Genomic DNA, 22,668 nt, shown 5'->3' on the forward strand with positions numbered 1-22,668 from the left:
CGCCGACCAGGCAGCGACCGAACCAGTGAACCTGAAACCACGTCAACCCGCCATGACCAGCTAGTCATCCACTCCCACACAGCGGGGGAACCTCACTTCCGCCGGGACCCATCCGGAAGCTAGGCGGCCCTTGCCGACGATGGCGCCAGACGTAAAGGGTGTTCACCGAGATGCCCATGTACTCCGCGGCGTTCTGCACGTTCAGGAAGGCAGCCTCAATGGCAGGCTTGGACTGGTTTCGCATCGCGTGTCTCCGAGGTAAGCGCCGCCGAAGCAGCGGACGTTCCGTCCCGTCTTCTGCGCGCCGAGATGCCGCGCACGTCTACTAGACGATCAAGTCCGATGTGTTCGGTCGCACGTTGTGGCCAACTGGAAGGCGGGCGTGCTGGCCTTTCGCGACGCTGGTGGCGGCGTGCCGCAGCAGTGGCATGCTCCTCGCTATGTATGAAGATCCGCATGACAAGACAACGCTGGGGCTGTGGGGACGCATAGCGTGTGCCTGGGCGGTCGCTTTCGCCGTGCTCCATTTTTACTGGGCGCTGGGCGGAAGTTGGGGCCTCAGCGTCTCGGCGGGACCCTTGGCCGAGGAACGCCCCGGGTGGTTCGTGGTGGTGGGCTTGTGGGGCGTGGGATTGCTGTGCCTTGTCGGCGGTGTGCTGGGATGGCTTCTTGCCAGGCCGCGGCCTCGTGGTCTGGCAGGACGGGTGGTCAAGGCTCTGGGGTGGTGTGCCTGCGCTGTGCTGCTAATACGTGGCCTCGCCGTCGAGGTGCTGCTGCTGACCGACGTCGCGGACTCGGAAATAAACGTAAGCCCGGAACAGCGACTGTGGACGTTGCTGCTGTGGAATCCCTGGTTCCTGGTCGGTGGTCTCGTCTTTGGTTTGGCCGCACGGAGGTCCCGGACGCACGGATAGCTTGAGTAGCGGCGTCGCCTGAGGGTGCGTTGGGATTACGAACGGGGTGTCCAAGATCGTGGCGTGAACGACGAACTGGACACCCTGCTGACCGCGCTGTACGTGAAAATCGACGACGAACTGGAGACCAACCGATGGATGGGCAGGCCGCCGAAGCTCGCTGATGCCGAGGTGGTCACGCTCGCGGTCGCGCAGGCTCTGCTGGGGTTCCACTCCGAGGCGCGCTGGCTGCGGTACGCGAGGCAGCACCTTGTGCCGATGTTCCCGTACCTGCCACAGCAGTCCGGGTACAACAAGCGCCTCAAGACAGCATTGCCGCTGGTCAAGAAGGCAATACGGATGCTGGCGGTGGATACGGACTTCTGGTTCGACAACCACTGGATCGTCGACTCGACGCCGGTGCCGTGCGGGATGTCGCGTCCGACGGTGAAACGCTCGGAGATGGCGGGCTGGGCCGGATACGGGTACTGCGCCTCCCACTCGCGGTTCTTCTGGGGCCTGCGCCTGTACCTGGTCTGCACCCCCACCGGCATGCCGATCCTGTGGGCGCTCGCCAACCCGAAGATGGACGAGCGCGAGGTCTTGCAGGCCACACCACCGCCCCGCCCGCGCTCGCGGGCGGGGCGCCCCGTTTCAAGAGAGGAAACCCTCATGACCGACGCTTCTCGCCGGACCCTGCGCACCGTCGTGCAGACCGCGCTCGCCCTGGCCGTCCTGCTCCCCGCCATCGTCGACGCGTCCGGCGTCCCGGCCACCCTTCCGTGGGTCGCCGCGGCCCTCGCCGTCGCCGGCGGCACCGCCCGAGTGATGGCGCTGCCCGGCGTGCAGACTCTGCTTCCGTCGTGGCTGCGCACCACCCCGAGTCGCGACGACGAGCTGCTCGCTCTCGACCGTGACCAGGACGGTCGCCCGTGACCGACCCGACCCCGGGCGACGTCGCCCTCGAACTCGAAAGGCTACGTGGCGTCGTCGAGGCAGGGTTCGCCCGCCTCGACGGCTCGCTCGCCCTGCTCGTGCAGCGCAGCGACCAGGTCGACCGGCAGCTCGCCGACCACGAAGCCCGGCTCGACAACCTCGAACGCGCCCGCTGGCCGTTGTCGAGCGTCGCCGCCCTAACTGCTCTCGCTGCTGTCGTCGTCTCCGTTATCGCTCAGTACCGGTAGGAGGTTCAACCACGGAGGGACCAGGCTCTACCCCGCTGGGGTGAGCATTAGCGTCTGCTGTACAGGAACCTGGAAGTTCAGAATCTCGCCACCGGGGGACTCCAACTGTTGCAGCGCCTTTTGTGCTGATGCGGCAAGCGCACGCGCAAGCAGCGGCGGCACGGCATTACCGATCTGCTTGAGCATCTGCCACTCACTGGATTGGAACACGAATCCATCATGGAAAGACTGCAGACGTGCCGCTTCGCGAACCGTGATCCATCGCTGGAACTTCGGATGTACCCATTCGGACATGTCACGGTGCATCTGCGCGAGAATGGTGTAGGCGGGCTTATCAGGATGCAGGCGCCGCCACTTCTCAGGGCGCGCACCATTCCAAATCTCCTTGGGCAAGGAGTCAGCCTTTGCCCCGGGCGCCAAGAGGGCAATTAGCTTACTGCGACGCTCCTGAATTTCCTTCGTGTGATGGTTATAGAGAGCCTTTGCCCCGCCGGCCATTTTGAGCTTGTAATCTTTACTGTACCAGCGACCGTCACGATCGATCCTCAACTCGTCCAAGACTGAACTCGCAACGCGCGATCTGGGGTAGCTCACTGGTTCGTAGTGCACAGCCGTGGTTTCCGGGATATCACGGATGGCGTCATTAACTGTGCATTCCGTAAGCTTCTCGCCTGCGAGTGCCGCCTCCAGGAATGCTTGAGCATCCATTCCGAGATCCAGACCGTCACGAACCCCGAAGAAGATCGCTCGACGCCGCAATTGCGGGACTCCGAAGTCGCTTGCGGCGACAACGGTCACACCGCAGTTAGAATACCCGGCCTCAGCGAAAGCAGCGAGGACTTCCTTCTTGAACCTACCCTTTGCAAGTAGGAGCATATTCGGGACGTTTTCCATAAGGAAGACTTTGGGGCGCAGTTCCTTCAGCACGCGAACGTACTGCGCATACAGCTCATTGCGAGGGTCGTCGAGAATGCGAGTGCCAATTTGGCTGTACCCCTGACACGGTGGGCCCCCGAAGAGCATATCGATGTTGCCCCGCTTAACTTCGCCGAACCGTTCACGCTCCCCTCGCCAAGCCTCCGAAGAGGCATTAAGGAAGTCGTGCACATCCCCCTCGAAAAGGGGAACGTCCGGGAAGTTATGCCGGTAAGTGACCGCCGCGAACCGGTCCAATTCGACTGCGGCCTCGACTGAGAAGCCTGCCAGACGCACCCCCTCGCAGAAGCCTCCGCAACCTGAGAACAGCGAGACGGCTCGGTACATCGACATGCCTTCCACCCTTCGTTACTGCCCAGACCGCAGCCGTTCGGGCCGGACGAAGCCCACATCCTAGCCGGACACCGGCGGATGTGACTTATATTCCGTGGTTCCGGATGCGGCATCCGTCTACGGTTCGTTGGGTGCTCGACCTGCGATCATCCTTCGGCCTCGCTGTACGAGAAGCGAGGGTCAAGCTCGGCTGGTCGCAGGAGCGGTTGTCGGTCGAGTCGGGACTTGACCGCACCTACGTGAGCGGCTTGGAGCGCGGGCGCCGAAACCCATCCCTTCAGACGCAAGCGCGGCTCGCTGATGCCCTCGGCACACCCCTGTACGTGTTGGTTAAGCAGGCCGAGGAGAGTGCAGATGCCGTTCGCCTTCAGTGAGGTTAAAACTAAGGCCCTGAAGGACGAGGATCGCTGTATCACGGATCTGCGTGACGCCCCCATCAAAAACCGGAAGACCAAGTTTCGTCTGGCTCAGCAGAACATGCTGGCATACACGTTCCCCTCTTTCATCCCGGGATTCGCCGCAGCCGGCATCAATGGGATGCCGTACGACGAGATCATCGCCCGACCTCTAGAAAACGCTAAGAGGGAGGGCGAGCTGCTACATGACGTCGATTTCTCGGTCTCATCCTCTGCCGAAGCCAAGGTGGCGGGGGACATATTCGAGATCGTCTCATCTTCCGTCATGTGGAATGCCGCCGCCCGATGGAATAAGTACATGACGACCGGCCAGTGGGCGGCCAGCCCAAAGTACGCTAGGCCTAAAGTCCAGCCGTCACCGTCACGTCAGGTCGCCGTGCTGAACCTACCGCGGGATTACGACTGGGTTCAGCTTCTCGTGCCTGAGGCGCGGGATAAAATTGCGGCAATTCGGCAGGGACTCGGAGACAAGAAACTTGGGCTCCCGACCTCGACTCCCGACCTCGCGATGGTCGTGGTGCCGGAAGAGCTTCGGGAACTTGATCTGTGGTCCACGGAGCTGCCCAACTTGGGCCACCCTGCCCAGGCCGAGCTGAGGGAAGCACACAAGCTCATTCAGGGGCGTGTTGAACCTGGCGAGATCATTCTTGCGGTGGCTTTCAAGAAGAGTCTCCGCAGCGACAGGCTGTACCAGCCGCTCTACGAAGCCAATGTGATGCAGCTTCTCCTCGAAGGGAGACTGGGGGCGCCACGCGTGGATTTCGAGGTGCACACGCTCGCACCTGAGGGCACCGACGCAGTCAACACATATACCGCGGCGTCGCTCTACGCAGTTGCGGAGGACCGCGAGGATGTCCACAGGGCAGTTCGAGAGCTTTATGTTCCGTCCACGGCCTCGGACATAGTGAAGCGGGTTTTCGGCTTCCTCAATGAACGAATGTCTTTGGTCGACGCCGCATAAGAGTGCGGCTCTTGATGCCGACGTCGCTACCCAGGCACGCTGACAGCTGAACGCAGAGCGCCCCCGCCCCGGCCTAGTGCCGGGGCGGGGGCGCTCTTTGTTGTTGCAACCCGGCCCTACGCTGCGGCGACCAGTTCCCGGGCGCGCTCGTTGAAGTCGGCGACAAGGCGGTGCGTGCCAAACGGCTGCATCCGGCGCTGCAAGTCCTGCACAGCCTCGACCGCCCGCGAGCTCTTGACCTGGCGCGTCAGGGACAGCGTTCGCAGTCCCGCTGAGTGCGCCGCTTCGAGGTCATTCCGCTGGAGATGCGAGACAGCGAGGGCAGCCTGCGACATCGCGCCGCGGCGGGCCCGCTGCTGCTTGCGGGCATGGTCAATGGACTGTTGTGCGTGCTCCTCGGCTGCGGCTGCGTCGTTGAGGTCGCGGAAGGTGTTCGCGTGCTCGCCATGCAGGTACGCAGGGTCGATGAACGCCGCCCACTCCGGTTCGTTCTTGAGCTGTACCCGGCTGTACGCCGCTTCGGATTCAGCCACCGCTCGGGTTGCGGCGGAATTTTCGCCAAGCTTGGCGAGGGCCCGAGCCTCAAGTGCCCACAGATCAGCCATGCACGCGGGCGATGTGTCCTTGCCGAGTCCGGCTCGACCTGCCTGCGCGAGCCGCCGGCCCTCCGTGGGGTTGCCGAGCAGAGTGGTCTGATCGGCCATGCCGGCGAGGACGTGTGCACCGAGGGCTGCGTTACCGGATTCTTCCGCAAGCCGAAGCGACTGGATCAAGTAGCGCTGCGCGGTCCCGTGCTCTCCGTTGTCGTAGCTCATCCAGCCGAGCAGATATGTCTGCTCAGCCGCCGCCTCGCACAAGGCCCGCCGAACGTCCTCAGAGTGGGTCTCACGCAACAGTGGGTAGACATGCTGGTTCATGTACTGAGCCAGGATGAGACGTCCCGAGCCGCCGCCTTGCAGTACGTCCATCTTCTGGAACTCGCCGAACATGTTCTTGACGGCGGACACGTCTTCAAGGCGGACGCGCCGGCCCGGCTCGGGCTGCTGGTCAAGCGTGTTGAGTAGCCAGTCTCGCGACGGCCCCACAGCGGCGACGGCGGCAAAGGGCGCCGCTGCCAGGAACTTTCGACGGTCCACGTCGGCCCTCCCCAAATCGGCAACGGCTTCAACCGTAACGGCGAAAGAAGAGTTGTAGGCGAGCGAGCGGTCGGCCGTTCCGCCTTCGGGAAAGCCCAAATCGTACGTAGTGACCCGGAACCCAACCTTCGCCGAGATGACGTCGGCGATGATCTCGGGCACGGGCGGGCGCGGCTGAAGTCCGTTCAGCCATCGCCGGACAGCCGTAGCGTCGGGCTGGATGTGCGGCTGACCCCATACCTGAGCTGCGGTTTTGATCTGGCGAGCCAACTCCTTGTTGCTCATGCCGGATCGCTCAAGCCACCCCGCTAGATCAGTGTTCGGCGACGTCATGCTCGGTACCTACCCCTTCGACAGGCGCGGTAGTTCAAGTGCCACCCTTTGCCACCCCCCATGACGGTACCCCCGCTATCTGCCTCGCGGTTGCCTAGTTGCTCGAACCAACGGTGCAGGCAAGGGGGTTGAACTCATGCCGAGATCGGTGGCGCAGCGGTTCCCGCGAGTAGACGGCGCGGTACCCGAGGCCCGCTCCTTCTTAGGTGGCGTGCTGGAGCAGTGGGAGATTACCGACCGCTCCGACGACGCGGTGCTCTGCCTCTCAGAGCTTGCGACCAACGCGGTACGGCACGGCGCGCGCGGTGGCTTTCTCGTCGAGGTCTCTCTCGACGACGGGCGCTTGCGTGTCGAGGTGCACGACGCAGGGGCGGGGAATCCCCGCCCTGGGCGGCCAAGTCAGGACGACACCGACGGCCGCGGGCTGCTCATCGTGTCGTCACTGGCGGACGGATGGGGGGTGACGCCGCACGCCCCGTGCGGCAAGACCGTATGGACGGAGTTCAAGACGGACGAGAGCAAGACACCGATCGGCGTGACCCCATGCTGATCGAGATCGCGCCCGAGCCGACCGCCGGCCTGCTGGCATCGCTCGGGGCTTGGTTCTGGGTCGACCCCACCGAGGCCGGGCTCGTTGCCTTCCTCCTCTTTGCCCATCCTCCCGCCCGCAGGGAGGGTGAGTCGCCGGGATCCATTGAGGGACACATGCGCGGCCTCGCCTTGGCTCTGGAGCTCGCCCACCCCTCGAACCTGCTCCCCGACATCGGGCCCCGACTCGCCGTTCACGGACGGTCCGCGCTCCTGAGTCTCGATGGTTGCCGGACTTCACTCCACGTCCCGGTCACCACCGAGTGGTCTCGGTTCGTCACTGGCGGCGCAACGGTAGCGGTCGCGGTCGGCCTTGATCCCCTGCTACCGCGCACGCCGTTCGCCGCTGCCAGAGCGTACGTATCGGAAGGGGCACAGCACGGACGGCTGTACCTCGGCAAGACCCGAGCTCTGCCCGCCCGCAGGTTCACCGGAGCAGGCGGCCCGCCCGTCTGACAGCCACGGGCCGCCTCTCACACCACCACACCCAAAGACCCGACGGCCGCGGTCACGGCCGTCGGGCAGCGAAGCCAACAGCTGACTAGGAGCTGATGACGACATGCGCGACCTTATCGCCTGTCTCTGGATCTGGTTAGGGCCGGGCATCTGCCGGACCCTCCGCACCACGCGCCAGCGCTTATCCGAGTGCCGCAGGCGCCCCGCGCCCCCCACGCGTCTTCCCTCGGCCCTCCCGCCGACTCCCGCATACGCCCGCCGGCCGCTCCCCTCCCACGTGCGCGCCCGCCTGCTGCCGATCGACTGCCACGCCTACTTCTTGCGCCCGTATGTGCAGCCATACGCCCTGGTGGTCCACCGTGGATAGCGCCGCCGTACTCGCGCGGTGCGGGATCTGCGAGGCGCTCGTGCCGTACGACGACATCGAGACCGGAACGTTCGTTTGGTTCGATGGTGACGGCCGCGAACGGATCGCGAGACGGCGTTCTTGCCGTGACGTCGTCGCCTGCTACCTCCGGACCGGAGACCCGATCAATTGGCAGCGCCTCGGGGGCTCGCTGCCCGTGGGCGTCGAACCTCCCCCGGGCGCCCCGCTGGCCAAGTGCACCGTCTGCAACGTCGCTGCGCGAGTGGACGATCTCGACATCGCCCGCGAGCTCGATGACGTCGATGGTGTCTGGTTCTCCTCCGTCGTCTGCGCGGATGAAGACGCCTGTTACGACCGACAGATGCTCTACCCGTACCGGCCGGAGCTCCCCGAGTGAACCGCGCCCGGACAGCAGTCGGCCAAGCGCTCACCCGCCGTCCGGGCACCGCTCCACCCCTCGCCGCGCTAGCGGCGCCCATGGCGACCATCCGGGTCAGGGTCGCACCAGAACTCCCGCGTCGGGGGGCGGCTCGTCGCCCCCCGACGCGGGGCACCGCCTCGGCGCGGCCTTGTCGCCAAGCTGAGGAGAACTCACCGTATGGCAACTCAGAGCATGTGACCGTTGACCAGAGATCAGGAGACTCGATGACCACCGCAGTAGCACCGTGGGGGATCAAGCGCTTAGCGCTGTACCCCAGCGTCACCGAAGTGCCGTACGTCCGAACGGAGATCGACCCGGACACCCAGACGACCCGCTACTTCGACGCGAACGGCAACCGTGTCGAGATGGGTGGGCACGGCACCGGAACGGCCACGGCCAACCAGACCTCGACGTCGTCCGACGGCGGGGGCCCCAACCCGCCCCCGCCCGCCGACTCCGACCTCACCGACGACAGCGACTCGGACTGACATGACCGATGCACCGGTTCTCGTCGTCACCGCGCTCGGTGACATCACGGCGGATCTGGTGTTGGACGAGCTGTGCGGCCGGGGTGTCCCGGTCGTACGGCTCGACCCCGGCGCCGACTTCCCAAACACCGCCAGCATGAGTGCTCGGATCGAGCGGGGCGCCTTCACCGGGGATCTCAACACCTCGACTCGGCACCTCAACCTGTCCGGCGTCCGCTCTGTCTACTGGCGCCGCCCGAGCCCCTTCAGCGACCCGCAGGCGGCCGAGACTCCCGAGCAACGGTTCGGGGTTGAGCAATCGCGCCGCGGCTACACAGGGGCCCTGACCGCGCTCCCCGGGGCCTTGTACGTCAACCACCCATCACGGAACCGCGATGCGGAGAACAAGGCACGACAGCTCGCCGCCGCCGCACGCCTCGGTTTCACGCTCCCCGACACCCTGATCACGAACGTGCCTGCGGACGCCCGGAAGTTCGCGGCCGACCACGGAACCGTGATCTACAAGCCCGTTCACCGCGTACACCTCGCCGGCGAGGACGGACGGAACCGAACCGTTTGGGTACGCACCGTCCAAGCTGACGAGCTCGACGACTCGATCGCCCTGTGCCCCCATCTCTTCCAAGCCTGCGTGCCGAAGATCGCCGACATCCGCCTCGCCGCCATCGGGGATGACGCATTCGCGACCCGGATCGACACCGAAGGCGACCACCTCGATTGGCGTCAAGACCAAAGCCTGATCACCTGCTCCCCGATCCCGGTCCCCTGTTCCGTTCGCGAGGCTGTACGCGCGTTCCTTCATGCGTTCGGACTCAGCTTCGGCGCTTTTGACTTCGCCCTCGACTCGGACGGTCGATGGTGGTTCCTCGAATGCAACCCGAACGGGCAGTGGGCGTTCGTCGACGAACCCACAACCCGTGCCATCGCGAGCGCACTCGCCGACACCCTCCAGAAGGGCGCCCCGCATGACCAATGAAACCGCCGCCGCGCTACGCCGCCGACTCGTCGAGCAGCTCGTCGCCGACGGCGTGCTGCACGACGCCGAGGTGCGACGGGCGGCTGAGACCGTCCCTCGTGAGGTGTTCCTCGGCCCCGCGATCTACAAGCCGAGCAGCCCCCCGGGCGTCACGGTCTGGACCCCCACCCGCCGCGACGACACCCCCACCGACGAATGGCTGCGCCTCACCTACCAAGATCAGACGTGGGTGACTCAACTCGACGGCGTGCTCGCCGAGGACGCCGCCGGCCCCGTCACTGGAGGTAGTCCGACCTCGTCCTCGACCCTGCCCAGTGTCATTCTCTGGATGATCGAGCAGGCGGGCGTCACCCGGGGAAAACGCGTGCTGATCATCGGCGCCGGAACGGGCCTCTCGACCGCCTTCGTCTGCGAGGTGGCCGGCGAGGACAACGTGACCTCGATCGAGACCGACGCCGCCGCGGCAGAACGGGCTCGAAAGGCCCTCGCCGAGGCTGGCTACGCCCCGACGCTCATCACCGCCGACGGCCTACGCGGCTACCCCGACCGAGCCCCGTACGACATCGTGATCGCGTTCTGCTCGATGCGACACGTCCCCTACAGCCTGCTACAGCAGATCGAGGTCGGGGGAACCCTGCTCGTCACCCTCGCGGGGTGGGGAGTCGCACACGGCCTCGCTCGCCTCGCGGTCGAGGCGGACGGCGTCGCTGAGGGCCGCTTCCTGCCCGGATACACCTCGTTCATGATCGCCCGTCCCCACGATCGGCCGCCGCACGGACCGTTCGAGCTGCTGCCCGGGGATGAACGCCCGAGCCGGATCGACCCTGCTCTGCTCGACGACTGGACTGGTCGATTCGTCGCACAGCTCGCCGCGCCCTCGGCCGAGCGCCTCGGCGCCGGGGCCGAGCAGATCCTGCTCGACGTCGCCACCGGCTCGCAGGCACGGACGCGCCGGGCGGACGATGGCGACGGGTGGACCGTCATCCAGCGCGGACCGATCAAGCTCTGGAACGTGGTCGAGGACTCCATCGCGTTGTGGGAGAGCCAAGGCTCGCCGCACCTGTCCGGGTTCGGAGCGACGATCACGCCGGACACGCAAAAGGTCTGGCTCGGCGAACCGCAGGGTCCGAGCTGGACCCTGCCCATCTAGCGAGTCAGAACGTGGGATGACACCGCCCGTCGACGCATAGGCGCTCGGCGGGCGGCGTCATGCCTGTCACGCGTTGTCGCTCGACGGCGGCTCGGCAGCGACCCCGAGGTGCCGGTGCAGGTGGGCGCGGGCGACCCGGTACTGCCGCCCATGCCGCAGAACGGGCACCGGATAGCGCCCGCAGCGAGCGAGCGTGTATCCCGTTGTGCGGCCCAGTAGGAGGGCCCGGTTCGCTGTATCCAGGGTGACGGCGACCGGTAGCGCCATGAGTTCCTCGTGCGTCATCCCATGCTCGTCGATGCTCATCCTTCCCCCCTCGCTGTTCCGGCGGACAGGCTCTGACCTGGCCAACCGGCATTCCTGGTTGAGATCAACAACGTAACGACAGCCGTTGACATTGCGCAAGCGGCAAAGTTGACTGTGCCGTATGCACAATCACCTCACGGCAAGCGACACCATCGGCGAGCAAGTCCGCCGGCACCGAGACCGCCTCGGGATCACCCGGGAGCAACTCGCCGCCGAATGCGCTCGCCTCGGCGCGATCGGGCTCACGTACGCCGCGATCGTCAGCATCGAGTCGGGCAGGCGGAAGCCGGACGGCCGCCGTCGCCGCGAGGTGACGTTCGACGAGCTGCTCGCGCTCGGCCTCGCCCTCGCCGTCCCCCCGCTGCTCCTCGCCCTCCCTGTCGGGACCGAGGAGACCGTTCCGACCGTTCCGGCCGCCGACCCGCGCTCGCCGCACACGGTGTGGCGGTGGTGGACGGGCGAGGAGACGCCGACGCTCTCGGGCCCGGTCGACGGCCGGTATTACACCGACCCCCGGTCCATCACCGAGGGCGGCCCGAAGTGGTCGGCCGCATGGGCTCAAGCGGCGTACACCGCGTCGCTGTACCCCGAGTTCGAGCGCCGCCGATTCGCCGTCGACAAGGCGCACCGACGCGCCCAGCGAGCCAACGACGAACCCGTGCGAGACAAGGAGCGTGCCACCGACACCCAACAGGACTACTACGAGCACCTCGAACAACTCGCCTACCACATCGACGACATGACCCGAGCAGGTCTCACGGTCCCTCGCCTACCGGCGATCTGGATCGAGGACATGAAGGGGCTCGCGATGCTCGACAACCCCGACTCGGTAACACCGGAAGAAGACGACTAGATGAGTGGAACGATCACGAAACGCTGCGGATGCCGCGACGCGGCAGGCCGACAGCTCAACGGCTCTTGCCCCAAGCTCACACAGCGAACCCACGGCCTGTTCAGCCTGAAACTGGAGCTGCCGCCCCGCGAGGACGGCACCCGCCGCCGATTCCGGCGCAGCGGTTACAAGACCAAGGGCGACGCGCAGACTGACATCAACGCCCTGGCGGCGCTGCTCGACATCGCCGACAAGAAGTCCGACCCCGACGGGCGTCGCCGGATCGCCGACCTGCTCGAAACGGTCGCGGCGAGCGGCGAGGACATCCCCGACTACGACGAGACGAAACGCCGTTTCGCGACCGGGCAGTCTCTGACCCAGCACATGACCGTCGCCGAGTGGCTCGACACGTGGCTCGCCGGTAAGAAGGCACTGCGCAAGAGCGGTGAGACCCGGTACGAAGTGGACATTCGGTGCCACCTGAAACCGCGGATCGGGCACATCCGCCTTGACCGCCTCACCGTGCAGCACCTCGACGAGATGTTCGTCGGCATTGCCGAGACCAACGCCGACATTCACGACGCGAACATGCAGCGCCGCGCGGCCCTCGACGAGCTGAAAACGATCCCGTGGAAGGGGCTGGAGAACCGCGGCCGACGGAAGTTCCTCAAGAGCGCCATTGACGAGATGCCCCCGTTCCGACGCATCACCGGCCCGTCGTCACAGAAGCACGTGCGTGACACGCTGCGCGCCGCCCTCAACACCGCCATTGCGCGGGGAGCGATCATCTTCAACCCCGCCTCGTACGTCGAGCTCACTCCGGCCAAGCGGCCAAAGGCGATGGTGTGGACGCCCGAGCGGGTCGAGGCATGGGTGCGGACTGGTGAACGACCCTCGGCCGTCATGGTGTGGACACCCGAACACGCCGGGCAGTTCCTCGACTTCCTAGCCGAGTCGAAACACCGACTGCTGCCGCTGTTCCACTTGATCACCTTCCGGGGTCTGCGGCGCGGTGAGGCGTGCGGCGTCCGGTGGGCTGACTACTCGGCAGAGAGTCGCTCGATGACCATCGCCACACAGCTTGTGCAGGACGGATGGGAGGTCATAGAGAGCCTGCCCAAGACCGACAGCGGCGAACGCGCGTTCTCAATCGACGGGTACACCGCCGAGGTGCTCGACGCCCACCGAACCAAGCAGGCCGCCGAGCGCTGCCAGTGGGGGGCCGCGTGGATCGAGTCCGGCCGGATGTTCACACAGGAGGACGGCGAGCGGATTCACCCCGGTTGGCTGACCGACCAGTTCGAGCGGCTCGTCGAGCTGTCCGGACTGCCGCCGATCCGACTGCACGATCTGCGGCACGTCGCCGCCTCGCTCATGCTCGCCGCCGGCGTCGACGTCAAGATCGTGTCTGAGACCCTCGGCCACAGCGACAGCCGGATCACGCGCGACATCTATCAGTCGGTCATGCCCAAGGCCGCCGCCGAGGCTGCCGAGGCAACCGCCGCCATGGTTCCGCGTGGCGCCGCCCGCCTACCCCAGCAGCGGGCGGTCGAAGTGGCTCCCGAGCAGGATGGCCACACAGCGGCCACACATGAGGGCGCGAAGATCATCGCGTTCCGACCCCGTCTCGTCGGGGCATAAGAAAAACCCCAGGTCACGGCGAGTGAGTCCTAGGGTTCCTCTAGAGCCGCCTTCGGGATTCGAACCCGAGACCTACGCATTACGAGCCCGCTAGGGATCATGCCGGGCCGTGCCGCGCGATCTTGTCAGATCCCGTTTTCCCAGATCAGAGCGCCTTTGGCCGTCCCGCTGCTCGCGTCCCATGCTGCACTGTCCAAAGGCGTCCGCGATCCCTTTGCGCGCCCCTGGTCGCCAACGATGACGCTCCAGTCCCGGACAGCGGCCCCAACTCCCCACCTGCAGCCGGGTTGTCACCATCGGACAATGCGAGCAGGGGCTCGGCGCCATCGCTTCATTCGCTCGTGACGTTGTCCGCCTCGTGAGCGCGCTGCGCAACCCGAGCACGCACGTCCGGAGAGGACGGCTGACGTGCTGATCAACCAGCCCGGGAATCAGGGCTGCTTGGCGCCCTTCGTCGTGGTACGAGGGTTCGGTACCGAGTTCTGGTCCGCAGCCTTCCCCTTTCCGTCCAGCCCAAGGGACTGCTTGATGTTCTCGAAGTCGACGTCCGGGGTGCCGATCCTGGCCACCGTATGCCCGTGCGAGGTCAGCATGGCCTCGGCGAACGGGCTGTCCAGGGTGGCGACGCGGGTCCACGAGCGGACCTCTGCCAACGGAACAGACTGAACGATCTCGAAGTCGACCAGAAGGTCCGGGATATCGAGGTACTTGGGCAAGATCCGGTAACGGGCGCTGTTGCCGCGGAACATCCCCAGAGCCGCGTTTCGCTCCCTCCCCGTGCCGGGGGATCCGGCTTTGACCCAGCGAGCCATCAAGGGTGCTTCGCTCAACGGAACCGCCTTGGCGAGACGCACTTACTCTGCCTTGGCCGCACGATTGCCACCGGAGGGCAAGTCCTCGTAGAGGTCGCACGCAAGCGTGAGGACGACCTACCAGCCGTCCTGGGAGTCCCGCAGAACGTCTGCGGCGGTCACGTGCTTCGTGACCGGCGGCATCAAGTACATCCGGGCGGTCGACGCGTGTCCCATCACACGGTCCTCGGAGGAACCGAGCGCTGCTCCGAGGGCCTCGACCGCGTTCTCCTTCAGCCAGGCTGCCAGGCGGTGCACGAGGGCGGGGGCGATCTGGCTGCGGTCGACAGCCTCGAGCCGGTTCCAGTTCGTGGCGATCTCGTCCCGCAGGAATCCGCGCACGTGCTCGTCCACGAGGGCGGTGATGTGCCGGGTGAGGGCCGGGACACCGGACTCAAGGCCGTCCCGTATTGCGGTGACGGCATCGTCCAGCCGGTTCTTCGGGACCACCTGGATGAGCGGTGGCTTCGCCAAGTCGCCTACCTGCTCCGCGAGGCCGGTGCAGAAGACGACCGGCACCCAACGGGTCTTGGCGATCCGGTCGTACAGTTCACGGCCCTGCAGGTTCGGGTGCGCGGGAGAGCCACCACGTGTCGCGTCCCTGACGTCCAGCACGACCAGATCGAACGCCTGGGATTCCAAAAGGCGTTCGGCTTCGTCGAAGTCGTTCTCGACGTGGATGTCGAGCCTTCCGAGATCCGAGAGCTCCTCGACAAGCATCTCGGACAGTTCCTCCGCAATGTCCACCTCGTCCTCGACGATCAAGGCCCGGTACACCGCGCCCCGTCCGTCACCCAACTCTCCTTCTCAGTCTTGCCCTGAACGTGGCTCCGGCGAGGGGCCCTGGCGTCACCAGGGACAGGTCGCCGTCGGAGAAGTCCTTAACGACGCTGCCGGCGATGCTGAGGCCCAGCCCGATGCCGTCCTCCTTGTCGCTGAAGTACGTGTCGAAGATCATCTCTTGGATCTCCTCACGTACTCCGGGGCCGCTGTCGCTCACGTCGATGTCGACCTCGTCCTGGGGCGTCCGCCTCGTCTCAATGAGGATGGTGCGCTCCTTCCCCTCGGGCAGGGTGGAGAGCCAGTAGATCGAGTTCCCTACGAGGTTGTGGACCACCTGCGAGATGTCACCGGGGTCAGCCGTCACTGTCACGTCCTCGCCGCCGACGGTGACGGTGATGCCGTTCTTCTCCAGCGTGCCCTCGTGGACCGCGACGGCCTCGTCGATCGCCGCTTGGAGGGACAGGGCGCGGGGGCGGCCTCGCCGCCGGCCGCTCAGCGGCTCGACGCGGGTGAAGAGTCGGTCCAGAGCCTGTTCCTGCGCGGTGAGGTCGACGTGCATCTTCGTGAGAGCGGAGGCGAGCTGTTCGTCCTCGTCGCGCTTGCGGCCTGCCAGCTTGTTCAGACGCGCTCAGCACCTCCAGGACGTCGTCCCCGTCCTCGGCGATGAGGCGCCCGTGAAGGACGTCGCCCTCCACTCGAACCTGGTCAGCCGCTGCGTCTCACCCGTCAGCCTCATGCCTGAACCGTACCGTCGTGTCGAGAGCCTTGGGCCTGGGAGTCGATCAGAATGCGTGGAGGTACACCCGGGCCTTTCCGCCTGCCATGTCGTACACGTAGACGTCGATCCACTGGACGCTGCGGCGTCGGTAATCCTTCACGCACGGCGGGCACACTCCGGCCCAACGGGCACCCTTCAGCGTCTGCGGCTCTGGCAGACCCAAGTGCCCGAATAGTTCTCGATTCGGCGGAACGTCCACGGCTTTGGTGCGGATCGGTTTCTCGGAGCGAAGGTCTTCCGCGATCTGCACGGCCTTCGCCGCGTCGGTGACGAAGGAGAGAAGGTAGACGTCCTCTTGAGGGTTGGCCTGAACCGCGCCCTTCACCTCCGTCGCGCCTGCCGGCACGTTCACCTTCATGAAGCCGGCGGCCTCGGGGGCGCCTGCTCCCTGCTCCCAGTACGGGTAGGGGTCGCGCGTGACACGGTCCCGGTCGGCGGCGGAACAGGAGCTCAGGAGCAGCGAGGCGGCCAACACCATCAGCAGGCGCCGGGTGGTCTTGTACAACATGTTCACCTGTTCTCTTCATCGCCCCGCGAGACGTCCCCGCGGCCGCCGTCGCGCCCCGGGTCCGCGGGATTCACCGCAGGCGGTGCGTCGCTGTTCATGTCGTGGTTGAAGGTCGAGCTGCTTCCCCGCATGTCGAACTCCTGGGCGATGCCCACCTTGTGCAACCGCCCCATCTCGTCGTCCGGGATCACGATGCCGCCGGGGAACTTCGTCTCCTTGTTGTGGTCCCAGTTGTAGCGGTCCCAGACGTTGACCTGGTAGTCGAGGGAGACCTTGGGCTTGCCGTCCGCGCCTGGGCTGACAGTCACCATGCCGGAGATGTTCTGTTCGTGTGCGCCGACCGCGTGGAACCACTCGTCGCTCTGGAAGCTCTGTCCTTCGTGGTCGCTCTCCACTGGGATGACGACCGTCTTGTCGCCGCCGGCCTTCGCGAACGCGTCGAGCGCCTGCTTGCGCCACGCTTCCTGGTTGCCGGCGATGTGGTTCGCTTCGATCTGGGTCCGAAACTCGGGGTCGTCGTGCAGGATGCGATCCACGTCCAGGTCGAGTGGCTCACCGGTGCCGCCCAGGTAGTGCAGCATGTTGCGGGATGCCGCGGTTTCCCCCGCGAAATCACCGGCCGTTGCGATGGCCAGGGCGCGGGCGTGGAACCACATGTCCTGGGGGGTGGGCTCTTCCGAGTGGAACTGACCAGAGCCTGGGTCGGGGGAGTGCCACTGGCACAGCGGATCCATGATTCCGGCCGCGCGCAGTTCGCCGCCCTTCTCCTGGAGCAGGACGGCGCGGGTTACCGGGTCGAGACTCTGCCACCAGGCGGGGATGTCCTTGCGATCCTCGGGCATGTGGGCCGCCTTGCCGGCCTCCTCCAGGGACGGGTAGGGGCTTGCCTGGGGGTTCCGGTTGAAGCCGTTGAAGGTGCCGTCCATGGGGTCGGAGTCGAGCACGGCCGCATCGAGGGCCATGCGGATGCCGTCGTCGGCGTCGGAGACCGCCTTGACTGCGTGGACGAGCTTCTCGGCCCACTCGTTCGCCCGCGTGCGGGCGGTCTACTGAAAGTCGGGGTCGTGGACGTAGGCCGTGCGCTCGGCCTCGTCGAGCCGCTCCGTGTCGAAGGCGACCGCGCCCTGGTCGGAGACGCGCATGCCTGCCTTGACCGCGTCGTCACGGATCGCCTTGAGCCGGTTGCGCAGGTCGGTGAGTTGCGTGTGCGCGTCACGCAGGATGCGTGCGACCGCCTTCGCCTCCTTCTGCGCTCCTTGGAGTTCCTTGAGCGTGATGGTGAATCTGGCGTTGGCGGCGTTCGCGCTCAGACCGATCCAGGATTCGCCGAGCGAGATGCCGTGCACATCCTTCTCGTACTGGTCCTCGAGTGTCTTGAACTTGGAGGCCATCTCCTCCCACTTGCCCGCGGCGGCGGTCAGCGTGGACAGGTCGGTGCTCATGGCTTCGTGGTAGGTCGGCATGACTCCCCTTGAGACCGGTCTGCCGGCCGGTCAGATGCCATCGATCCGCGACTGCCGAGACAGCCGCGCGGCGATGCCGAGATCATTGTTCTGGAAGCTGATGCCGGTCGCACTGAGGGCCTGCTTCTCCGAGGACAGTCGTCCGAACAGCATCTTGACCTGCTTCTCCCACGTCTCGTGGGCTCTCTTCAGCGCGCCGGAGGTGTCCCAGCCGTAGCCGTCCTTCGCCCCGAACTCCTTGATCGCGGTGTTCGTGGTCTCGGCCGCGTGCTTGCCGTCCCTCGTGACACCCGGTTCCAGGTCATCGCGGATCGCCTTCGCCGCCGCCTTCTTGGCCGCCGGGCTGGATGCGTGGTCAGGTCCGACGACACCGCCGCCTCCCGCCGCCGGCGCGAGCTGGTTCAGCCGCATCGTCGTGGACTGCTGGGCTGCCGCGTTCGCCTTGATCTGCTCCCATTCGTCCCAAGCCATGTATCTCCCCCGTTGATCGTCCCTCAAGTAACTTACGGAACGGGGACGGCGTACAGAAAGTTAGATCGGGTCAGAGGGCGTTGGAGCGGCTGAATCGCGCCGCGGCTGGTGCACGCTCCTGGAACTGTGCGGGTTCGCGGGGTCAGGACCGAGTGGCTCTTGTTCGTGGAGATCGGATCTGGCCACTCTGTTCGCTCTGGACGAGCTCGGCCGGCGCGAGGACTCCGGGGGTCTCGGTGATCTCGACGACGAGCGGTGCGACCCGCCGCATCATCGGTACATTCCCGCCGAGCTCCCGCAGGCCGCGCGCTGAGGCCAGAGGAACCTGATTACCCAGGTCGGAGGCGTCCTCCGCGCCCCCGCGCCAGGGATTTTTCAGGGACTTTCAGTATTGTCCGAGGGACTTCCGAGGGACTTTCCGCCGCCTAACGCGGCAAGCCTCCGAAAGACCGGAAAGGGCCTCCGACGCAGGTCAGAGGCCCTTTCCCAGGCAAAGCCGCAGGTGGCGGCAGACGAGTCGGGCTGTACGCCGGGTTCTGTCACCCGGTCGCCTCGCGGCGGCCGGGGAGACGGCCATCCATCTAGGACCGGCATTGCTGCCGGCCTCGTGCGGTCTACCCGCGAACTCGGGCGGGCCGCCCTCGATCATTCGCGCAGGGCCGCCGTACGACGGCCCCTCTTGACCTTGCTCCGGGTGGGGTTTACCTAGCCGCCCGGGTCACCCCGGGCGCTGGTGGTCTCTTACACCACCGTTTCACCCTTACCGAGGACCGGAGTCCTCGGCGGTCTGTTTTCTGTGGCACTGTCCCGCGGGTCACCCCGGGTGGCCGTTAGCCATCACCCTGCCCTGTGGAGCCCGGACGTTCCTCGGGGAGATCCGGGGATCCCCACGCGGCCGTCCGCCCGGCTCGTCTGCCGTGCGGACCATGCTACCCGTCCGGCGGACACCGCAGGACGGGGCCGGCGGGCGGGCAACACGGCGGCCGGCGGGCGGGCCGGATCAGAGGAACGGCTCGGTCTCCAGGTCGAAGGCGAATGGCGCGGGAAGGGTGAGTGTCTTGCCGAACGGAACGGTGCAGTGCTGCCGGTAGTCGTCTTGCTCCGGGTCACTGAACAGCGTCACCGAGGACTGCCCCCGGTCGACCAGGAGGTGGAGCGGAACGGGACCGCGGGCGTAGCAGTGCCGCTTGTCCGTGCGGTCGCCCCGGGGGCGGGAGGACGTGACCTCCACGACGAGGGCCACGCCCTCGCACGGCATCCACGGGTCCGCTCCCCGGTACAGGCGCAGTGCGGCGGGGGCGAAGGTGCCGTCCGGGATGACGTGGTTGCGGGGACACCGCCCACCGCTCCTCAGCTTCAGTCCCTTGTTCCCGGAGAAATCCATATCGGTCCGGGCCCGCCTGATCACCTGCTTCAGGATCAGGCTGATGCAGTCCTCGCGGTCCCCGTCCGGCGGCGGCGTCACGACGATCTCCCCCTCGATCAACTCGGCTCGGAAGCCCTCCGGCGTATTCAGCACCAGGAAGCCCTCCAGCAGGACATCGGCCTGCGTGAGCGGTTCGTGCGGCATGGCCGTCATGTCACGCTCCTTCCTCGGTCGCTCGCCGGCCTGGGACATCGATGGGGCCGCCGCCCGTGAGATGAGGTCTCTTCCTTCGATCGTGGCACAGGACGGCGCCCGGTCATCAGAGGCGGGCGGCATGGGCGGGACGGCTCGGGCCGACAGGTGCGGGCACGCTTGACCTTGCCGCTGCGTCAACGTTTCTACTGGCCCCATGCGCATAGGAGAGATCGCCGCACTCGTCGGGGTCAGTACACGTACGGTGCGGCACTACCACCACATCGGCCTGCTCCCGGAGCCCGCCCGCCGGGCCAACGGGTACCGCGTCTACGGCGTGCGCGACGCCGTGGTGCTGGCCCGGATCCGACGGCTCACCGAACTCGGGCTCGCCCTGGAGGAGGTGCGGGACGTGCTCGCGGACGACCGGGGGCGCGAACTCGTCGAGGTCCTTGTCGAGTTGGACGCGGATCTGGCCCGGCAGGAGCACGCGATCCGGGAGCGCAGGCACCGACTGGCCAGGTTGCTGGAGAGCTCGGTGGACGACGGGGAGCCGGTGTCGGCAGCGCTGGCGGAACTGCTCGGCACGGGACCGGACACCGGTTCCCCGACGGCCGCCAGGGACCGGGAGCATCTGATGCTGCTCGACACCGTGGCCGGTGGCGACGAGATGCGTGACGCCCTGCGTCCGCTGGCCGCGGATCCGGCCGTGCACGCGCTGTACGTGCGGATGGACGAGCTCGCCGACGCACCCGTGGACGACCCGCGGATCGTGCCGCTCGCCGCCGATCTGGTCGCGGCCGTACCGGAGGAGGCACTGGCGGCGATTCCCGCCGACGGCCCCGTCCGAACGGGATTCGGCGAGGCCCTGCTCGACGACTGCACGCCCGCGCAGGCCGAGGTGATGCGCCGGGTGATGGCGGCATTGACGGAACGCCTGGCCGGAAACGGGACCGGGAGGGAAGAGGAGGCGAAATGAATGGGATGAGCCGGATGGGCGGAACGAAAGGGACGAGCCGGATGAGCGGGCCGGGGGCGCGGGTGGCGCGGTGGGGACTCGGGGCCCTGGCGGTCGCCGAGGTGACGCTGCTGGTCTGCCTGCTGTCGGGGGTCCGGATACCGGGTGCGGTCCTGGTGGCGGCCGAGGTGCTGGTGGCCTCCGTCGTCGGGTTCAAGTGCGTCGCGGTGGAGCGGCTGCGTCGGGCGGCCCGGCGGGCGGGGGCCGGGCGGCGGGCGGCGCTGGGTGCGGCGCTGCGCACCGCCGTGCCGGAGCGGGTGCGCCTCCTCCTCGCGCACGAGCTGCGCACGCTGCACAGTCTCGGACTGTGGGTGTCGCGGCGGCGTCATGCCGTGCCCAAGGGGGCGCTCGCCGCCGCGTACACCGGTCCGCAGACGGCGATGATGTACGGGCTGATCTTCGTCGCCGTCGTGGAGACGGTCGTGCTGGCCCTGGTGATCCCGTGGCCGGTGGTACACGCGGTGTTGTTGGTGCTCGATGTCTACGGGGTGGTCCTGGCCCTCGCCCTCCATGCCTCGTGTGTGACCCGGCCGCACGTGGTGGACTCCGACGGAGCGCTGCGGCTTCGTTACGGTGCCCTGTTCGATCTGCGGGTTCCGGCCGGGGCCGTGGCGTCCGCGCGGGTCGACCGACGGTTTCCGGAGGGCGGGCTGGTGCACGTCGGCACCGAGGGGACACTCGATCTCATCGTGGGCGGACAGACGACGGTGACCGTGGAACTTGCCGGTCCGGTGGAGTTCGTGCGGCCGCTGGGGAAGCGCGGTTCGGCGCGGACGGTGCGGTTCCATGCCGACGATCCCGGTGCCGTCGTCGAAGCGCTGACGCGGGGACGGGAAGAGCCCTCACCGTCCGCGGACCGGCTCGGACGGGTCTGACAGCCGCGGCCGATCCCCCGGGCCCACGGCCCCTCGTACCGTCCGGGCGGTGCGGCGGGGCCGTACTGCGGGCCCCGTAGGCTGGTGCGAGGGCCCTGTCGGTCCGCTTGGCTGTGCGAACGTACGAAGGAGAACCGCCGTGCTGGTGCTGTTGCCGCCCTCGGAGGGCAAGGCCGCGTCGGGGCGGGGTGCTCCGCTGAAACCGGAGGCGTTGTCGCTCCCCGGGCTGGCCTCGGCACGGGCGGCGGTCCTCGACGAGCTGGTCGAGCTGTGCGCGGCCGACGAGGAGAAGGCCCGTACGGTGCTCGGGCTGAGCGAGGGGCTGCGCGGCGAGATCGCGAAGAACGTGGAGCTGCGGACGGCGGGGACGCGTCCGGCCGGGGAGATCTACACCGGGGTGCTGTACGACGCCCTGGATCTCGCCTCGTTGGACACGGCGGCCAAGCGGCGGGCCGGGAAGTCGCTGCTGGTCTTCTCCGGGCTGTGGGGCGCGGTGCGGGTGGGCGACCGGATTCCGTCGTACCGCTGCTCGATGGGGGTGAAGCTGCCCGGCCTGGGCGCGCTCGGGGCGTACTGGCGCGGCCCGCTGGCGGAGGTCATGCCGGAGGCCGCCGGTGACGGACTCGTCCTGGACCTGCGGTCCTCCGCGTACACCGCGGCCTGGAAGCCGAAGGGCGAGGTGGCGGAGCGCACGGCGAACGTGCGGGTGCTGCATTCCCAGCTGGTGGACGGGGTCGAGAAGCGGTCCGTGGTCAGTCACTTCAACAAGGCGACGAAGGGGCGGCTGGTGCGCGACCTGCTGATGGCGGGCGCTCGGCCCGAGGGCCCCGCGGAGCTGGTGGAGGCGCTGCGGGATCTCGGGTACCTGGTGGAGGCCGAGGCTCCGGGACGGGCGGGCCGCCCGTGGTCGCTCGACGTCGTGGTGACCGAGATCCACTGAACGACCGGA

28 protein-coding genes, 1 other RNA gene and 1 pseudogene are annotated in these 22,668 nt (G+C 67.1%); 17 read left to right on the plus strand and 13 right to left on the minus strand.

Annotation, left to right across the window (positions count from 1 at the left end):
• Positions 1-64: 64 nt before the first annotated feature.
• Entirely contained in the window at positions 65-244 is a 180-nt protein-coding gene (locus ACFC79_RS36625) for a helix-turn-helix transcriptional regulator (protein WP_376249379.1), read from the minus strand.
• 196 nt (positions 245-440) lie between these two features.
• Here ACFC79_RS36625 and ACFC79_RS36630 point away from each other — a divergent pair, with 196 nt between their 5' ends.
• From ACFC79_RS36630 to ACFC79_RS36645, 4 genes and pseudogenes are all read left to right on the plus strand, one after another.
• Positions 441-914: a DUF3995 domain-containing protein gene (locus ACFC79_RS36630; protein ID WP_376249380.1), complete on the plus strand. Its 474-nt coding sequence runs from the start codon at positions 441-443 to the stop codon at positions 912-914.
• Positions 915-977: 63 nt separating this feature from the next.
• A pseudogene (locus ACFC79_RS36635) lies at positions 978-1,502 on the plus strand (IS982 family transposase); the annotation flags it as partial.
• A 63-nt stretch (positions 1,503-1,565) separates the two neighbouring features.
• The gene (locus ACFC79_RS36640) at positions 1,566-1,829 is read left to right on the plus strand and encodes a hypothetical protein (RefSeq protein ID WP_376249430.1); all 264 of its coding nucleotides are present in this window, start codon (positions 1,566-1,568) and stop codon (positions 1,827-1,829) included.
• Positions 1,826-2,077: a hypothetical protein gene (locus ACFC79_RS36645; RefSeq protein WP_376249382.1), complete on the plus strand. Its 252-nt coding sequence runs from the start codon at positions 1,826-1,828 to the stop codon at positions 2,075-2,077. The genes ACFC79_RS36640 and ACFC79_RS36645 overlap by 4 nt, the downstream gene beginning before the upstream one ends.
• 27 nt (positions 2,078-2,104) lie before the next feature.
• Here the strand turns inward: ACFC79_RS36645 and ACFC79_RS36650 are convergent, their stop codons facing one another.
• Complete coding sequence (locus tag ACFC79_RS36650) at positions 2,105-3,346, minus strand: DNA cytosine methyltransferase (RefSeq protein WP_376249384.1); 1,242 nt, start codon at positions 3,344-3,346, stop codon at positions 2,105-2,107.
• A gap of 131 nt (positions 3,347-3,477) precedes the next feature.
• Between ACFC79_RS36650 and ACFC79_RS36655 the strand changes: the two genes are divergently transcribed.
• A complete protein-coding gene (locus tag ACFC79_RS36655) occupies positions 3,478-3,720 on the plus strand; it encodes a helix-turn-helix domain-containing protein (protein WP_376249386.1) in 243 nt (80 codons plus the stop codon).
• Entirely contained in the window at positions 3,701-4,723 is a 1,023-nt protein-coding gene (locus ACFC79_RS36660) for a Cfr10I/Bse634I family restriction endonuclease (RefSeq protein WP_376249388.1), read from the plus strand. Before ACFC79_RS36655 ends, ACFC79_RS36660 begins: the two co-directional genes overlap by 20 nt.
• 116 nt (positions 4,724-4,839) lie before the next feature.
• Here ACFC79_RS36660 and ACFC79_RS36665 read toward each other — a convergent pair whose 3' ends face one another.
• Positions 4,840-6,192, minus strand: coding sequence for a transcriptional regulator (locus ACFC79_RS36665; protein ID WP_376249390.1), 1,353 nt, complete (start codon positions 6,190-6,192; stop codon positions 4,840-4,842).
• Between the two features lie 136 nt (positions 6,193-6,328).
• On the opposite strand from ACFC79_RS36665, the gene ACFC79_RS36670 reads away from it, so the two are divergent.
• From ACFC79_RS36670 to tgmC, 6 genes are all read left to right on the plus strand, one after another.
• Positions 6,329-6,742, plus strand: a complete 414-nt coding sequence (locus ACFC79_RS36670) for an ATP-binding protein (RefSeq protein WP_376249392.1) — start codon at positions 6,329-6,331, stop codon at positions 6,740-6,742.
• Positions 6,736-7,236, plus strand: coding sequence for a hypothetical protein (locus ACFC79_RS36675; RefSeq protein ID WP_376249394.1), 501 nt, complete (start codon positions 6,736-6,738; stop codon positions 7,234-7,236). The genes ACFC79_RS36670 and ACFC79_RS36675 overlap by 7 nt, the downstream gene beginning before the upstream one ends.
• A 359-nt stretch (positions 7,237-7,595) precedes the next feature.
• Positions 7,596-8,000: a hypothetical protein gene (locus ACFC79_RS36680; RefSeq protein WP_376249395.1), complete on the plus strand. Its 405-nt coding sequence runs from the start codon at positions 7,596-7,598 to the stop codon at positions 7,998-8,000.
• 248 nt (positions 8,001-8,248) lie between these two features.
• Positions 8,249-8,512 carry a putative ATP-grasp-modified RiPP gene (tgmA, locus tag ACFC79_RS36685; protein ID WP_376249397.1) on the plus strand — a complete coding sequence of 88 codons (264 nt, stop codon included), beginning with the start codon at positions 8,249-8,251 and terminating at the stop codon, positions 8,510-8,512.
• A 1-nt stretch (position 8,513) separates the two neighbouring features.
• On the plus strand, positions 8,514-9,485 hold the full coding sequence (gene tgmB, locus ACFC79_RS36690; RefSeq protein WP_376249399.1) for an ATP-grasp ribosomal peptide maturase: 972 nt from the start codon (positions 8,514-8,516) through the stop codon (positions 9,483-9,485).
• A complete protein-coding gene (gene tgmC / locus ACFC79_RS36695) occupies positions 9,475-10,635 on the plus strand; it encodes an ATP-grasp peptide maturase system methyltransferase (protein WP_376249401.1) in 1,161 nt (386 codons plus the stop codon). The genes tgmB and tgmC overlap by 11 nt, the downstream gene beginning before the upstream one ends.
• 66 nt (positions 10,636-10,701) lie before the next feature.
• Here the strand turns inward: tgmC and ACFC79_RS36700 are convergent, their stop codons facing one another.
• A complete protein-coding gene (locus ACFC79_RS36700) occupies positions 10,702-10,941 on the minus strand; it encodes an integrase (RefSeq protein ID WP_362886886.1) in 240 nt (79 codons plus the stop codon).
• Positions 10,942-11,062: 121 nt separating this feature from the next.
• Between ACFC79_RS36700 and ACFC79_RS36705 the strand changes: the two genes are divergently transcribed.
• Together ACFC79_RS36705 and ACFC79_RS36710 are read left to right on the plus strand one after the other, a co-directional pair.
• The gene (locus ACFC79_RS36705) at positions 11,063-11,794 is read left to right on the plus strand and encodes a hypothetical protein (RefSeq protein ID WP_376249403.1); all 732 of its coding nucleotides are present in this window, start codon (positions 11,063-11,065) and stop codon (positions 11,792-11,794) included.
• Positions 11,795-13,414: a tyrosine-type recombinase/integrase gene (locus ACFC79_RS36710; RefSeq protein ID WP_376249405.1), complete on the plus strand. Its 1,620-nt coding sequence runs from the start codon at positions 11,795-11,797 to the stop codon at positions 13,412-13,414. It begins immediately after the preceding gene.
• 431 nt (positions 13,415-13,845) lie between these two features.
• Here the strand turns inward: ACFC79_RS36710 and ACFC79_RS36715 are convergent, their stop codons facing one another.
• The 9 genes from ACFC79_RS36715 to ACFC79_RS36755 all read right to left on the minus strand — a co-directional run bounded on the left by ACFC79_RS36715 (position 13,846) and on the right by ACFC79_RS36755 (position 19,838).
• Complete coding sequence (locus tag ACFC79_RS36715; protein ID WP_376249407.1) at positions 13,846-14,244, minus strand: hypothetical protein; 399 nt, start codon at positions 14,242-14,244, stop codon at positions 13,846-13,848.
• A gap of 99 nt (positions 14,245-14,343) precedes the next feature.
• Positions 14,344-15,063, minus strand: a complete 720-nt coding sequence (locus ACFC79_RS36720; protein WP_376249408.1) for a hypothetical protein — start codon at positions 15,061-15,063, stop codon at positions 14,344-14,346.
• On the minus strand, positions 15,056-15,607 hold the full coding sequence (locus ACFC79_RS36725; protein ID WP_376249410.1) for a sensor histidine kinase: 552 nt from the start codon (positions 15,605-15,607) through the stop codon (positions 15,056-15,058). Before ACFC79_RS36725 ends, ACFC79_RS36720 begins: the two co-directional genes overlap by 8 nt.
• A 223-nt stretch (positions 15,608-15,830) precedes the next feature.
• A complete protein-coding gene (locus tag ACFC79_RS36730) occupies positions 15,831-16,334 on the minus strand; it encodes a hypothetical protein (protein WP_376249432.1) in 504 nt (167 codons plus the stop codon).
• 2 nt (positions 16,335-16,336) lie between these two features.
• On the minus strand, positions 16,337-17,296 hold the full coding sequence (locus tag ACFC79_RS36735) for a hypothetical protein (protein WP_376249411.1): 960 nt from the start codon (positions 17,294-17,296) through the stop codon (positions 16,337-16,339).
• Between the two features lie 84 nt (positions 17,297-17,380).
• On the minus strand, positions 17,381-17,776 hold the full coding sequence (locus tag ACFC79_RS36740) for a hypothetical protein (RefSeq protein WP_376249413.1): 396 nt from the start codon (positions 17,774-17,776) through the stop codon (positions 17,381-17,383).
• 51 nt (positions 17,777-17,827) lie between these two features.
• A complete protein-coding gene (locus ACFC79_RS36745; RefSeq protein ID WP_376249414.1) occupies positions 17,828-18,268 on the minus strand; it encodes a hypothetical protein in 441 nt (146 codons plus the stop codon).
• A gap of 509 nt (positions 18,269-18,777) precedes the next feature.
• Positions 18,778-19,179, minus strand: an RNA gene (gene rnpB / locus ACFC79_RS36750) — RNase P RNA component class A.
• 89 nt (positions 19,180-19,268) lie between these two features.
• Positions 19,269-19,838, minus strand: a complete 570-nt coding sequence (locus ACFC79_RS36755; protein ID WP_376249434.1) for a Uma2 family endonuclease — start codon at positions 19,836-19,838, stop codon at positions 19,269-19,271.
• A 205-nt stretch (positions 19,839-20,043) separates the two neighbouring features.
• Between ACFC79_RS36755 and ACFC79_RS36760 the strand changes: the two genes are divergently transcribed.
• From ACFC79_RS36760 to yaaA, 3 genes are all read left to right on the plus strand, one after another.
• Positions 20,044-20,805, plus strand: coding sequence for a MerR family transcriptional regulator (locus tag ACFC79_RS36760; protein WP_376249415.1), 762 nt, complete (start codon positions 20,044-20,046; stop codon positions 20,803-20,805).
• Positions 20,802-21,719 (plus strand): hypothetical protein, encoded by a 918-nt coding sequence (locus ACFC79_RS36765; protein WP_376249416.1) that lies wholly within the window; start codon positions 20,802-20,804, stop codon positions 21,717-21,719. The genes ACFC79_RS36760 and ACFC79_RS36765 overlap by 4 nt, the downstream gene beginning before the upstream one ends.
• A gap of 139 nt (positions 21,720-21,858) precedes the next feature.
• A complete protein-coding gene (gene yaaA, locus ACFC79_RS36770) occupies positions 21,859-22,659 on the plus strand; it encodes a peroxide stress protein YaaA (protein WP_376249418.1) in 801 nt (266 codons plus the stop codon).
• Positions 22,660-22,668 lie beyond the last annotated feature (9 nt).

Origin of the sequence: Streptomyces sp. NPDC056061 (assembly GCF_042266885.1) — a bacterium.
Lineage (GTDB): Bacteria > Actinomycetota > Actinomycetes > Streptomycetales > Streptomycetaceae > Streptomyces.